This window comes from Microbacterium arborescens, assembly GCF_030369635.1.
In the GTDB taxonomy this organism is placed as follows: Bacteria; Actinomycetota; Actinomycetes; order Actinomycetales; family Microbacteriaceae; genus Microbacterium.
In genome coordinates this window covers 2,622,752-2,635,294 of record NZ_CP128474.1, presented here as the reverse complement: position 1 = coordinate 2,635,294, position 12,543 = coordinate 2,622,752, and the positions used below count along the sequence as shown (strand labels likewise).

At 70.4% G+C, this 12,543-nt stretch carries 11 protein-coding genes; 6 read left to right on the top strand and 5 right to left on the bottom strand.

Annotated elements, in window-relative coordinates; translation table 11 throughout:
* Nucleotides 1-12 precede the first annotated feature (12 nt).
* On the bottom strand, nt 13-864 hold the full coding sequence (locus QUC20_RS12505) for an ABC transporter substrate-binding protein (protein WP_289330086.1): 852 nt from the start codon (nt 862-864) through the stop codon (nt 13-15).
* A 292-nt stretch (nt 865-1,156) separates the two neighbouring features.
* Here QUC20_RS12505 and QUC20_RS12500 point away from each other — a divergent pair, with 292 nt between their 5' ends.
* Complete coding sequence (locus tag QUC20_RS12500; RefSeq protein ID WP_289330085.1) at nt 1,157-2,239, top strand: winged helix DNA-binding domain-containing protein; 1,083 nt, start codon at nt 1,157-1,159, stop codon at nt 2,237-2,239.
* An 87-nt stretch (nt 2,240-2,326) separates the two neighbouring features.
* On the opposite strand, the gene QUC20_RS12495 is transcribed toward QUC20_RS12500, so the two are convergent.
* Entirely contained in the window at nt 2,327-3,769 is a 1,443-nt protein-coding gene (locus QUC20_RS12495; RefSeq protein WP_289330084.1) for an XRE family transcriptional regulator, read from the bottom strand.
* Nucleotides 3,770-3,887: 118 nt separating this feature from the next.
* Between QUC20_RS12495 and QUC20_RS12490 the strand changes: the two genes are divergently transcribed.
* A complete protein-coding gene (locus QUC20_RS12490) occupies nt 3,888-5,786 on the top strand; it encodes a phosphoenolpyruvate carboxykinase (GTP) (RefSeq protein WP_289330083.1) in 1,899 nt (632 codons plus the stop codon).
* A 117-nt stretch (nt 5,787-5,903) separates the two neighbouring features.
* On the opposite strand, the gene QUC20_RS12485 is transcribed toward QUC20_RS12490, so the two are convergent.
* Nucleotides 5,904-7,856: an ABC transporter ATP-binding protein gene (locus tag QUC20_RS12485; protein ID WP_289330082.1), complete on the bottom strand. Its 1,953-nt coding sequence runs from the start codon at nt 7,854-7,856 to the stop codon at nt 5,904-5,906.
* 96 nt (nt 7,857-7,952) lie between these two features.
* Here QUC20_RS12485 and QUC20_RS12480 point away from each other — a divergent pair, with 96 nt between their 5' ends.
* Nucleotides 7,953-8,495: a hypothetical protein gene (locus tag QUC20_RS12480; RefSeq protein ID WP_289330081.1), complete on the top strand. Its 543-nt coding sequence runs from the start codon at nt 7,953-7,955 to the stop codon at nt 8,493-8,495.
* 4 nt (nt 8,496-8,499) lie between these two features.
* Here QUC20_RS12480 and rraA read toward each other — a convergent pair whose 3' ends face one another.
* Nucleotides 8,500-8,967 carry a ribonuclease E activity regulator RraA gene (gene rraA / locus QUC20_RS12475; protein ID WP_120264634.1) on the bottom strand — a complete coding sequence of 156 codons (468 nt, stop codon included), beginning with the start codon at nt 8,965-8,967 and terminating at the stop codon, nt 8,500-8,502.
* Between the two features lie 36 nt (nt 8,968-9,003).
* A complete protein-coding gene (locus QUC20_RS12470) occupies nt 9,004-9,855 on the bottom strand; it encodes a sulfurtransferase (RefSeq protein WP_289330080.1) in 852 nt (283 codons plus the stop codon).
* A gap of 62 nt (nt 9,856-9,917) precedes the next feature.
* On the opposite strand from QUC20_RS12470, the gene QUC20_RS12465 reads away from it, so the two are divergent.
* Genes QUC20_RS12465 through QUC20_RS12455 form a run of 3 tightly spaced genes read left to right on the top strand, consistent with a single transcriptional unit; the run spans nt 9,918 to nt 12,543 of the window.
* Nucleotides 9,918-10,859: an ABC transporter ATP-binding protein gene (locus QUC20_RS12465; protein WP_289330079.1), complete on the top strand. Its 942-nt coding sequence runs from the start codon at nt 9,918-9,920 to the stop codon at nt 10,857-10,859.
* Nucleotides 10,856-11,716 carry an ABC transporter permease gene (locus tag QUC20_RS12460; RefSeq protein WP_289330078.1) on the top strand — a complete coding sequence of 287 codons (861 nt, stop codon included), beginning with the start codon at nt 10,856-10,858 and terminating at the stop codon, nt 11,714-11,716. Before QUC20_RS12465 ends, QUC20_RS12460 begins: the two co-directional genes overlap by 4 nt.
* Nucleotides 11,713-12,543, top strand: coding sequence for an ABC transporter permease (locus QUC20_RS12455; protein ID WP_289330077.1), 831 nt, complete (start codon nt 11,713-11,715; stop codon nt 12,541-12,543). The genes QUC20_RS12460 and QUC20_RS12455 overlap by 4 nt, the downstream gene beginning before the upstream one ends.

Sequence of the window (12,543 nt, the reverse complement as noted above, 5' to 3'; positions counted from 1 at the left end):
GCTAGCGCGCCCTCACTGGAGGAGCGTCACGCCCTCCGTGAGACCCGAGAGCCACTTCTGCTCGAGGTCGGCGAGGGTGCCGTCCTCGCGCAGTTCGTCGACGGCGGCCGTCACGGCCGGGGTGAGCGGCGAGTTCTTCGCCAGCAACAGGCCCCATTCGTCCTCGATGCCCGCCTTCGGCAGCTCGCCGACGAAGAACGAGTTCTCGATGTAGAAGTTGACGGCGAGGTAGGCGGTGGGCGTGTCGAGCACGATCGCGTCGATCTGTCCCGCGCCGAGGGCGGCCACGGCATCCTCGTTGGAGTTGTACAGGCGGGCCTCGGCGTCGGGCGCGACCTCTGCCAGCGTCTGGGCGCTGGTGGAGTTCGCCATCGCGCCGATCGTGAGGTCGGTCAGGCCCGCGATGTCGGAGACGCCGTCGGCCGCGCCGCCCGCGATCGCGACGATCGACTGGCTGGCCGAGTAGTAGGGCGACGAGAAGTCGACGCCCTGCTTGCGCTCATCCGTGATCGTGTACTGCTGGACGTTGATGTCGAAGCTCTTCGGCCCGGGCGCGATCGCGGCCTCGAAGCTCGTGCGCACCCACACGACGTCATCCGGTGCGAAGCCGAGCTTGTCGGCGACGGCGTAGGCGACGGCGGCTTCGAAGCCCTCGCCCGACTCGGGGTCGTCGTCGACGAAGTACGGCTCGTAGGCCGTCTCGCCGGTGGCGAAGGTGAGCTTGCCGGGGGTGACGTAGTCTTCGGCGGCAGGTCCGGAGGCGTCGCCGGAGGCGGCGGGCGCAGGCGAGGACGAGCAGCCGGCGAGGAGGATCGCGAGCGCAGCGACGCCGATCGACGCGGCGCGGACAAGAGAGCGGGACATCGGGGAACCTCCGGGTGCGGATGCCGCGCATCGGCGTGCTGTCACCGGCGGCTGCATCCATTCTCACCTGCCCCGGATACCGCGGGGCGCGCGGGTCGTCGTGTTACGGCCTGCGCGGCGGCGGGGCCCGAACCCTGCGACGTCCCACTTGGGCCGGGTATGAGCCGCGCTTACCCGGCCCAAGTGGGACCTCGCAGGAAGTGGACCCGCGGGGGCGGGATCGGGCAGGATCGGCGGCGTGCGGGACAACGGTGGGGGCGATAGCGGCAAAGGATGCCGCGGGGAAGCTGAGGTGATCGCGGCGCAGCGGCTGCGTTCCCACCTGCTGAGTGAACCCGCGTCGTCACTCGGCGAGGCCGCGGCTCACATGCTCGCGCTACAGGCGCAGGACTTCTGGTCCGGACGATGGGCGCTCGCCGTCCGCACCGACGGCGAGCCCGCGCTGCGCGCGGTGGATGCCGCGTTCGAGGACGGCACACTCGTGCGCTCGTGGACGCAACGCGGGACGCTGCACATCGTGCGCTCGGTCGACCTCGCCGGGATGCTCGCGGTGACCGCCGAGCGCCAGCAGCGCGCGGCAGCCGGCATCCTGCGTGGGCTCGCGGTCGACGATGCGGTGCTGGCGACGGCTGAGCGCGCCGCCCGGCAGGCGCTGCGCGGCGGGAACCGGCTCACGCGCGACGAGTTCGCCGACCTCCTGCGCGGCGCCGGCATCGAGACGGAACGCTCGCGCGGCAACCACATCCTCTCGGCGCTTGCCGTGCGCGGGGTGCTCGCCTTCGGCCCGGTGGTGCCGCGCGAGGGCGGGCCGACCCGCGACCAGTTCCTCGTCGCCGTGGACGAGCTGCCATCGGGGCGGATGCCCGACGATCCGCTCGCCGAGATGTTCGTGAGCTACATGCGCTCGCACGGACCCGCGCGCATCGAGGACTTCCGATGGTGGGCGGGCCTGCCGATCGGGATGTCGCGACGTGCGGCCGAGGCGGCTGGTGACCGGGTCGTCGAGGTCGAGACCGGACTGTTCGCGGCACCGGATGCCGAGCCCGGCGCGTCGGCATCCACCTCCGGCTCGGTTCCCGGCCGCGACGGCGGGGATGTCGTCGCCCTCCCCGCCTTCGACGAGTACTACCTCTCCTACGCCGACCGGACGACCGTCTGCGACCCCGACCTCGCGTCGCGGATCGGCCCGACCATGAACGGCCAGGTCGCGCCGATCCTGATCTCCCGTGGCCGGGTCATCGGCACCTGGCGCCACTCCGTCGCCCTCGGGCGGCACCATCTGCCACCCGGCTCCACGCTCGTGACGGACCCGTCGGTCGCGGCATCCGCGATTGCGGCGGCGCTCGCGCGGGTCTCACGCTTCCTCGCCGGCTGAGCTCGCGCGGCGCCTCCGAGGTCCCACTTCGGCCGGGTATCCCGGCGTGATTCCCGGCCCAACTGGGACCTCGAGCGCTGTCCCGGGTCAGCCGGCGGCGTGACGGTCGAGGAAGGCGTAGACCTCGCCGTCGTCGACACCGGGGAAGTTGCCGCGCGGCAGCGGCGAGAACATCTGCATGTGCACGCGAGCGCTCGGCCAGGCCTTGCCCTCCCATCGCGACGTCAGATCGGGATCGGGCCGCCGGCAGCACGACTCATCGGGGCACGTGGATGTCGCCCGCTTCTGCGTCTCGCGTCCGCGGAACCAGCGGGCGTCATCGAACGGTACGCCGACGGTGATCGAGAATTCGCCCTCAGCGGTGGTCCCGGTCTGGCTCGAGCACCAGAAGGTTCCGCCCGGGGTGTCGGTGTACTGGTAGTGCTCGACGGTGCGGTTCTGCTCCTCGAACGCCGACCGCGCCGAGAAGGCCCGGCACACGACCTGGCCCTCGACGCTGCCGGTGACGTCCATCGGCAGCGGCAGGCCGTCGTTCTCGTAGACCCGCGTGATCGCGCCCGCCCCGTCGACGCGCAGGAAGTGCAACGGGATGCCCAGGTGCGTGGTCATGAGGTTCGTCATCCGCATCCCGGCCGCCTCGTGCGTCACCCCGAACGCGTCGCGGAAGTCCTCGACAGCCAGGTTGCGGTCCTTCTTCGCCTGCGACAGGAACGCGACCGAGGCCGTCTCGGGCATGAGGCAGCACGCGGCGTAGTAGTTGATCTCGAGGCGCTGCTGCAGGAAATCGGCGTAGTCGTTCGGGGGAGTGTGTCCCAGCAGGCGATGGGCCATCGCCTGCAGCGCCATCGACCGCAGGCCATGGCCGCCCGGGATCGACGCGGGGGGAAGGTAGATGCGCCCGTTCTCGAGGTCGGTGACCGAGCGTGCCGAGTGCGGGAGGTCGGCGACGTACAGCAGCTCGAACCCCAGCTGCTCGGCCATGATGCTCACGGTGCGATGCGTCAGCGCGCCCGAGGTGTGTCCGGCCGCCTTCAGCTGCTTCTCGGCGAGGCGCTCGATGTCGGGGAGGTAGTTCGCGACCTCGCGCATCCGTAGGCGCAGCTCGGTGTTGGCACGCCGAGCCTCTTCGGGCGTCGCGATCGCCTCGCGCTCGCGGCGCTGCAGTTCGCGATGCAACCCGAGGATCGACTCCAGTGTCTCGTCGCTCATCGTCTTGCCCGCGCGTACCGGTGCGATCCCGAGCCTGCGGAAGACGGGACTGGCCTGTGCGCGCTCGAGCTCGAGTTCGAGGGCCGCGCGCCGGTTCGGCGGTTCGGGCGAGAGGAGATCGGCGACATCGGTGTCGGTCGCCGAGGCGATCGACTGCAGCAACGAGAGCTTGGGCTCGCGCCGTCCGTTCTCGATGAGGCTCAGCTGGCTGCCGGCGACGCCGACCTGCGCGCCGAGCTCGTCGAGCGTCAGCCCGCGGGCGACTCGGTGGTGACGGATGCGGTGGCCGAGGGTCGCGAGTTCGATTCCGGATGCAGCCATTCCTTGATCATAGGGAAAGATTCGGGTTTCTTGAAGGCACCGATCTCTGTAAGACGGGGTATTCGTGCGTTGGAATCGTCAGGTATCACCGATCTCGCCGCCGATGTAGGAGACCGACATGGCCATCGCCGACCTCTTCACCCGTCCCGCCTCAACCGGTACGTCCGCCGCGGCCAGCGCGCAGCGCCGCCCCCGCACCGATCTGGGCGCCCGGCCCGCGACGGCATCCGGACCGCTCGCGGATGTCGTCGCCTGGGTCGACGAGATCGCCGCGCTCACGCGGCCCGATCGGGTGCACTGGGTCGACGGCTCGGCCGCCGAGAACGACGCGCTGCTGCGCGAGATGGTCGACGAGGGCAAGCTCATCAAGCTCAATCCCGGGTGGCGGCCCGGGTCGTACCTCGCCCGATCGCACCCGAGCGACGTCGCTCGCACCGAGGCGCGGACCTTCATCGCGTCCGAGCGCGAGGAGGACGCCGGCCCCACCAACAACTGGGTCGCGCCCGACGACATCCGGACGACGATCACGCCCCTGTTCGCCGGGTCGATGCGCGGGCGCACCATGTACGTCGTGCCGTTCTCGATGGGAGCGGTCGGCGGCCCGCTCTCGCACATCGGCGTGCAGGTCACCGACAGCGCCTACGCGGTGGCATCCATCGGCATCATGACCCGCGTCGGTGCGGCCGTGCTCGACGAGATCGCCGACGGCAAGCCCTGGGTCAAGACCGTCCACTCGGTCGGTGCGCCGCTGGCACCCGGCGAGGCGGATGTCGCGTGGCCGTGCAACGACGAGAAATACATCGTCCACTTCCCCGACACTCTCGAGGTGTGGTCGTTCGGGTCGGGCTACGGCGGCAACGCCATCCTGGCCAAGAAGTGCTTCGCGCTGCGCATCGCGTCGGTGATCGGCCGCGACGAGGGCTGGCTCGCCGAGCACATGCTGCTCATCCGGGTCATCGACCCGGCCGGCAAGGCCTACCACGTGGCCGCGGCGTTCCCCTCGGCCTGCGGCAAGACGAACCTCGCGATGCTGCGTCCCACGATCCCCGGATGGCGGGTCGAGACGCTCGGCGACGACATCGCCTGGCTGCGTCCGGGATCCGACGGCCGGCTGTGGGCGATCAACCCCGAGGCGGGCTTCTTCGGCGTCGCCCCGGGCACCGGGGAATCGACGAACGTCACGGCGGTCGAGACGCTGTGGGGCAACACGATCTTCACGAACGTGGCGCTGCGTCCCGACGGCGACGTCTGGTGGGAGGGACTCACCGACGAGGCGCCCGCCGAGCTCATCGATTGGGAGGGCAAGCACTGGACGCCCGACTCGGGCCGGCCGGCCGCGCACCCCAACTCGCGCTTCACCGTCAGCGCCGCTCAGTGCCCCCAGATCGCGTCGGATTGGGATGCCGCCGAGGGCGTGCCGCTCGACGCCATCCTCTTCGGCGGCCGCCGGGCGACGAATGTCCCGCTCGTCGTCGAGGCGACCGACTGGACGCACGGCGTCTTCATCGGCTCGACCATCTCGTCGGAGCGCACGGCGGCGGCTGAGGGGACGCTCGGGGAGCTGCGCCGCGACCCCTTCGCGATGCTGCCGTTCTGCGGTTACAACATGGGCGACTACTTCGCGCACTGGCTCAAGGTCGGGCAGAAGCTGCGCTTCGACCGGGCTCCGCGCGTGTTCCAGGTGAACTGGTTCCGCAAGGGCGCGGACGGGCGGTTCCTGTGGCCCGGCTTCGGTGACAACTCGCGGGTCATCGACTGGATCGTCCGCCGCCTGAACGGTGAGGTCGACGCCGTCGAAAGCCCGATCGGCCGTCTGCCGCGCACCGATGACCTCAACCTCGACGGCATCGAGGTGTCCCAGCGTGATCTCGACGAGCTGTTCGCGGTCGACACGGAGTCGTGGCTGCGCGAGGCCGACCTCACCGAGGAGTTCTACGACACCTTCGGCGACCGGCTGCCCGCGGCACTGCGCTCCGAGCTCGAGGCCCTGCGCTACCGCCTCGGCCACCGCGCCTGACGTCGCCCCGTCCCGCCGCCCCGCGCCGGCCGCGAGGACGCACCGTCGCCGCGAGAACGCACCGCAGAGGGTGCGCGCTCGTGGCGATGGTGCGTTCTCGGCGAGAAGGCGTGGGCCTCAGACGAGCAGCTGGTGCTTCGCGAGATCGCGGTACAGCGGCACCGTGGCGACGAGCTCGGAGTGCGTGCCCTGGCCTACGACCCGGCCATGGTCGAGCACCACGATGACGTCGCTGTCGACGACCGTCGAGAGCCGGTGCGCGATGACCACGAGGGTGCGTCCCGTCGCGACCGCGTCGATGGCCTCGCGCATCCGCTGCTCGTTGAGTCCGTCGAGCGACGACGTCGACTCGTCCAGCAGGAGGACCGGGGGAGCCGCCAGCAGGGCGCGCGCGATCGCGAGACGTTGACGCTCTCCGCCCGAGAGCATGACACCCGCTTCGCCGACCGGAGCCTCGAGCCCCAGCTCGCTGCGCTCGAGCACGTCGCCGAGGTTGACCGCGCGCAGAACACGTTCGCATTCCGCGTCGGTGGCCTCGGGGGCGGCCAGCCGCAGATTGTCGGCGATCGTGCCCGCGAGGGTGGGGGCGTCCTGCTCGACGTAACCGAGCTGTGCGCGCAGTTCGGCGCGGGGGATCGACCGGATGTCGGTGCCCCCGACCAGCACCGCTCCGCCGGTGACGTCGTAGAACCGTTCGATCAGGGCGAGGGTCGTCGACTTGCCCGCACCCGAGGGGCCGACGAGGGCCACGCGCGCGCCGCGGGGAACGCGGAAGCTGACGCCCCGGAGCACCTCGCCCTCACCGGCGGCGACAGCCCCGGTTGCCGGGACGGAGACCGCTTCGGCATCCGCGTCGCTCTCCGAAGCACCGGCTCCCTCGGTCACCGCGGTGACCGAGGAGGTGTCGACGCGCGCGTCGGCGAGCGTGCGCAGCGCTTCGTCCGACGCGGTGCGCCGAGCCGCGACGACGGCCTCGGGGTAGTGGAAGTGCACCTCTCGGAACTCGATCGCGACGTCGCTGTCGCCCGAGGCGGTGACGGCGGCCGCGGCATCCGGGTCGGCCGAGTCCTCCGTGGGCAGATCGAGCACTTCCTGGATGCGGCCGAGCGCGCCGAGCGCCTGGTTGACCGAGGTGATCGCCCCGAGGAACGACGCCAGCGGCTGCACGAGGAAGAACAGGAACATCACGAACGTCACGAGGCTCGCGATCGAGATGGCGCCCGAGGCCACGCGGTATCCGCCGACGCCGAGCACGACGAGCAGTGATAGCTGAAGCGCGATGCCCGCGACGGGCACGACGAGAGCCGATGCCTTCGCGACCCGCACCCCCGCGTCGTACGCCTGGCGAGCGGAACCCGTGACGGCTGCTTCCTCGCGCTCGGTCGCTCCAGCGGCACGGATGGTGCGGATCGAGCCGATCGCCCGTTCGACGCCCGAGGCCAGTTCGCCGACGCGCTCCTGCTGTTCGCGTGTGGCACGGCGGATGCGGGTGCTCAGGCCCACGACGACGGCGACGGAGGCTCCGATCACGATGACGATGAGCAGCAGGAGCAAGGGGTCGATGAAGAGCATCGCGACGATCGCGCCGACGAAGATCAACGCGTTGCCGACGGAGTCGGCGAGGCCCTGGGTGAGCACGGCGTAGAGCAGGGTCGTGTCGGTGCCCACCCGCGAGACGAGGTCGCCGGTGCGCCGGGCGTCGAACTCGGAGATCGGCAGCCGCAGCAGCCGCGCGATGAGACGGCGGCGGCTGGAGAACACCACCGCCGTGCCGGTGCGCTGGAGCAGATAGTGCTGGAAGGCGCCGATGGCGGATGAGACGACGACGAGGATCACGAGTGCCCACACGAGGATGCCGAGCGCGTCGCCCGCCTGCACACGCTCGATGACCTGCCCGACGACGAGCGGCTGGCCCAGCGTGGCGACAGCCTCGACGATGCTCAGCACGGCGACCGCGACGAGCACTCCTTTGTGCTCGAACAGGTAGGGGAGCAGCTGCGAGAGCCGGGCTCGGGGCCCCTCATCGGTGCGGCGGCGTCCGCCGCGCATGCGGCTGCGGGTGTCGGACATGCGGTCCCCTCGGTTCGGCGAAGCTGTCACCTTCGACCGTACTTTCTTTCGCCCGAGGTGGTTGTCTGCTCACGGCATCGATGGCAGAGTGCCCGGATGCGTTCGACCACGAAACGTCAGGCGGCGCCGCTTGCGGCGGCCGCGTTCCTCGTGTTCTCCCTCGCCGGCTGCACCGGTCCGGTCGTAGACGGCGAGGTGGCAGAGCCGTCGGCATCCGCCGGTTCCACGCCATCGCCATCGCCCACACCGACATCCGATGCACGCACCGACGAGGAGCAGCTGCCGCTGCCGGTCGATGAGATCGCGGACTGGGCCGAGACGGCCGTGCCGCGTTCCTCGGACACGACCGGCATGGGCACGTTGTCGGGGTGGCTCAGTCAGCACACCTCCGCGCACCAGACATCGCAGTTCTCGTCGCTGCCCGCCGGCACCTACCAGGCGCAGGTCGCGTGCCGCGGCGCCGGCACGATCACGGTGACGGCGGGCCCGGTCGACGGAGCCTCGCCGAGCGAGCCCGTGACGTGCGAGAACAGCACGATCGCCTTCGACGTCACGATCGACCAGCCCGGCATGAGCGTCACGATGGACCTTGCCGGCGACCCCACCATCTACGCGCTCACGTTCGAGCGGATGGCCTAGACGCTCAGCGCTCGACGAGCACGCCGTCGGCGTCGGCCCAGAGGCGCCGGCCGGGTGTGAAGACGACGCCTCCGACCGTGACCGGCACATCGACCTCGCCGATGCCCGCCTTGCCGCTTTTACGCGGGTTCGAGCCGAGCGCCTTGACACCGAGGTCGAGCGACGCGATCGCCGCACGGTCGCGGATCGCGCCGTTCACGACGATGCCCGCCCACCCGTTCTCGACGGCGGATGCGGCGATCAGATCGCCGACGAGAGCCGATTCGAGCGACCCTCCGCCGTCGACGACGAGCACCGCGCCGTCGCCCGGCGTCGCCAGCACCTGTTTCACGAGTGCGTTGTCGCGATGGCAGCGCACGGTGCGGATCGGGCCCTCGAAGGCTCTCCGGCCGCCGAGGTCGAGGAGCTGGACGCCGAGCGAGTCGAGCTCGTCGCCGCGTTCGTCATAGAGATCAGCGGTGGCGGTCGTCATGTCGACAGGGTAGCGGCGACCGCCGAGCGCGGCCCCTCAGGCGCCGGTGGCGACGGGCCGATCGGGATGCTGCGACCACTGACTCCACGAGCCGGGGTAGAGGACGGGCCGGTACCCCGCGAGGCTCAGGGCGATGGCCTCGTGCGCGGCGCTGACCCCCGAGCCGCAGTAGACGCCGACCGTCGAGCCGGGCTCCGCGCCGAGCGCGGCGAATCGTGCCCGCAGCTCGTCGACGCTGCGGAACCGCCCCGACTCGTCGTTGTTCTGCGTCGTCGGCGCGGACACCGCGCCCGGGATATGACCGGCGCGCGGGTCCATCGGCTCGACCTCGCCGCGGAACCGTTCGCCGGCGCGGGCGTCGAGCAGCAGGCCGGCGCGGGCATGGTCGAGGACGTCGTCCATGCCCAGGACCGGCAGTGCGCCCGGCGACACGACCGCGGTGCCCGGACGCACGGCTGGCGCGTCGCCCTCCTCGAGGTCGAATCCCGCGTCGATCCAGGCGGCCAGGGCGCCGTCGAGCACCCGGACGTCGGCGATGCCGGCATCCCGCAGCACCCACCACGCTCGGCCGCTCGCGAGGTTGGCGACGTCGTCGTAGACCACGACGGTGTCGCCGTCGTCGATTCCCCAGTCGCGCACGGCGGCCTGCACCGTCTCGCGGGAGGGAAGCGGATGCCGCCCGGCAGCCGGGTCGCCGTGCTCGGCGAGCTGCGTGTCGAGGTCGGCGTAGCGCGCGCCGGGGATGTGGCCGGCGCGGAACGCGGGGCGTCCGTCGGGGCGGTCGAGCCACCAACGGACGTCGAGGATGCGCACGGGGCCGCCATCGGAGTAGCGGCCCGCCGCGATGGCGGTGCGGAGTTCAGCGGCAGTGGTGAGGATGCGATCCATGCGTGCGATTCTCGCGCACCGCGGCTCCGGTCGCTGTCCGACCGCATCGCTAGTGTTGTCGCGTGCCAGAATCCGTCATCTCCGCCCGTGGGCTGCGCAAGACTTACGCCGTCAAGGGCAAGCCCGACTTCGTCGCCGTCGACGACCTCTCGTTCGAGGTGGCGCCCGGCGAGTCCTTCGGGCTGCTCGGCCCGAACGGCGCGGGCAAGTCGACCACGATGAAGATGATCGGCGCGGTCTCGACGCGCAGCGGCGGCGACCTGCAGATCCTGGGGCTCGACCCCGATCGCTACGGTCCCGAGATCCGGTCGCGGCTCGGTGTCGTACCGCAGCAAGACAACCTCGACGGTGAGCTCAACGCGCGCGAGAACCTCTACATCTACGGGCGCTACTTCGGTCTTCCCGGCAAGGTCTGTCACGAGAAGGCCGATGAGCTGCTCGCGTTCGCGCAGCTGGAGGACAAGGCCAAGAACAAGGTCGACCAGCTCTCGGGCGGCATGAAGCGACGCCTCACGATCGCCCGCGGTCTCATCAACGACCCGCGCATCCTGCTGCTCGACGAGCCGACCACGGGTCTCGACCCGCAGGCGCGCCACGTGCTGTGGGACCGGCTGTTCCGGCTGAAGGAACGCGGCACGACCCTCGTGCTCACCACGCACTACATGGACGAGGCCGAGCAGCTGTGCGACCGGCTCATCGTCGTCGACAAGGGGCGGATCATGGCCGAAGGCACTCCCGCCTCCCTGATCCGCGAGCACTCGAGCCGCGAGGTGCTCGAGGTGCGCTTCGGCTCCAATCGCAACGAGTCCGCGGCGGTCCAGCTGCGCGGCATCGGCGACCGTGTCGAGGTGCTGCCCGACCGTATCCTCGTCTACGCGCACGACGGCGAGGCCGCTCTCGAGCGGGTGTCGGCAGCCGGCCTCACGCCGCTCACGAGCCTCGTGCGCCGGTCGAGCCTCGAGGACGTCTTCTTGCGCCTGACCGGACGGTCGCTGATCGAATGAGCACGCGAACCGCACATCCCACCCTCGACGAGTTGCGTGCCGAAGCCCTCGCCGGCGGGCGCAGGCCCCGCCGTTACGGCACCTGGTACGTCGCCGAGCACATGGTCCGCGCGATGCGCGCCTATGGCTGGACCATCGTCGTCGGCGCCGTCGGGCAGCCGATCATGTACCTGCTCGGGCTCGCCGTCGGACTCGCTGCCCTCATCACGGTGCCGATCTCCTCCCACGGGCAGGAGGTCGGCTACCTCCCGTTCGTCGCCCCGGCTCTGCTGGTAACCGCGGCGATCGCGGTGGCATCCGAAGAGATGACCTACCCGGTGATGGCGGGGTTCAAATGGCGCCGCTACTTCTACGGCTTCAACGCCTCGGCGCTGTCGAGCCCGCAGATCGCGAACGGCGTCATCATCGGGGCGACGGCGCGGATGATCGTCGCCGTCGGCGCCTACTACCTGTTCATCTGGCTGCTGCCGTTCGGCGCCGTGCCGAACCCCGCGACGGGCTGGCTGTCGATTCTCGCCGGCGTCGCGGCGGGCGTCGCCTTCGGCATCCCCCTCATGGCGTACGCCGGGTCGATCCAAGACGACAAGGGTCAGTTCGCTCTCGTTCAGCGGTTCATCTTCATGCCGATGTTCCTCTTCTCGGGCACCTTCTACCCGGTCGAGACCTTACCGATCGGCCTGCAGTGGATCGCCTGGATCTCGCCCCTGTGGCACGGCGCCGAGCTCGGGCGCGCGGCGACCTATGGGGCCGACATCGGGGCCGGGATGATCGCCGTGCACGTGCTCTACCTGGTCGCACTCGCCACCGTCGGCTACCTCTGGGGTCGTCGCGTGTTCACCCAGAGGCTCGCGAAATGAGCGCCGTGATCGCGCGAGAGACGTCGCCGGCCGGTCGCCGCGGCGGCGTGCGTGCGCTGTGGGCGGGCAACCCGGGCGCAGTCGTTCAGCGCGGCCTCATCGCCGCCCGCTCCTCGAGCTGGATCGTGGTGCTGTCGGGCTTCTTCGAGCCCGTGTTCTACCTCGCTTCCCTCGGGATCGGGCTCGGCGCTCTCATCGGCGACGTCGAGACTTCGTCGGGCGCCGAGGTTCCGTACGCCGCGTACATCGCCCCCGCGCTGCTCGCGGTTTCGGCGATGAACGGCGCCGTGTACGACTCGACGTGGAACGTCTTCTTCAAGCTGAACTACGGCAAGCTCTACGAGGGCATGCTGTCGACGTCGCTCGGGCCGCTCGACGTCGCGCTCGGCGAGATCCTCTACGCGCTGCTCCGCGGTCTCGTCTACGCGACCGGCTTCATGATCATCATGCAGGTGCTGGGGCTCAACCTCGCGTGGACCGCCGTGCTCGCTCTCCCGGCGGTGCTGCTCATCGCGTTCGGGTTCGCGAGCATCGGGATGGCCGTCACGAGCTACATGAAGACCTTCCAGCACATGGACTGGATCAACTTCGTGCTGCTGCCCATGTTCCTCTTCTCGGCGACCTTCTACCCGATCACGGTGTACCCCGAGTGGGTGCAGGTGATCGTGCAGGCGCTGCCGCTCTGGCACGGCGTCGAGCTGATCCGAGGATTGACGACCGGAATCCTCTCCGCCGGGATGCTGTGGCACGTGCTCTACTTCGTCGTGATGATCGGGCTCGGTCTGATCTTCACCACGAAGCGATTGCGAGCCCTCTTCCTCGACTGA

Bases quoted from the DNA above. Each gene is read 5' to 3' on its own strand.
- QUC20_RS12460 (WP_289330078.1), top strand. From the start codon at position 10,856: ATGAGCACGCGAACCGCACATCCCACCCTCGACGAGTTGCGTGCCGAA.
- QUC20_RS12505 (WP_289330086.1), bottom strand. From the start codon at position 864: ATGTCCCGCTCTCTTGTCCGCGCCGCGTCGATCGGCGTCGCTGCGCTC.
- QUC20_RS12490 (WP_289330083.1), top strand. From the start codon at position 3,888: ATGGCCATCGCCGACCTCTTCACCCGTCCCGCCTCAACCGGTACGTCC.
- QUC20_RS12470 (WP_289330080.1), bottom strand. From the start codon at position 9,855: ATGGATCGCATCCTCACCACTGCCGCTGAACTCCGCACCGCCATCGCG.
- QUC20_RS12455 (WP_289330077.1), top strand. From the start codon at position 11,713: ATGAGCGCCGTGATCGCGCGAGAGACGTCGCCGGCCGGTCGCCGCGGC.
- QUC20_RS12480 (WP_289330081.1), top strand. From the start codon at position 7,953: ATGCGTTCGACCACGAAACGTCAGGCGGCGCCGCTTGCGGCGGCCGCG.
- rraA (WP_120264634.1), bottom strand. From the start codon at position 8,967: ATGACGACCGCCACCGCTGATCTCTATGACGAACGCGGCGACGAGCTC.
- QUC20_RS12495 (WP_289330084.1), bottom strand. From the start codon at position 3,769: ATGGCTGCATCCGGAATCGAACTCGCGACCCTCGGCCACCGCATCCGT.
- QUC20_RS12485 (WP_289330082.1), bottom strand. From the start codon at position 7,856: ATGTCCGACACCCGCAGCCGCATGCGCGGCGGACGCCGCCGCACCGAT.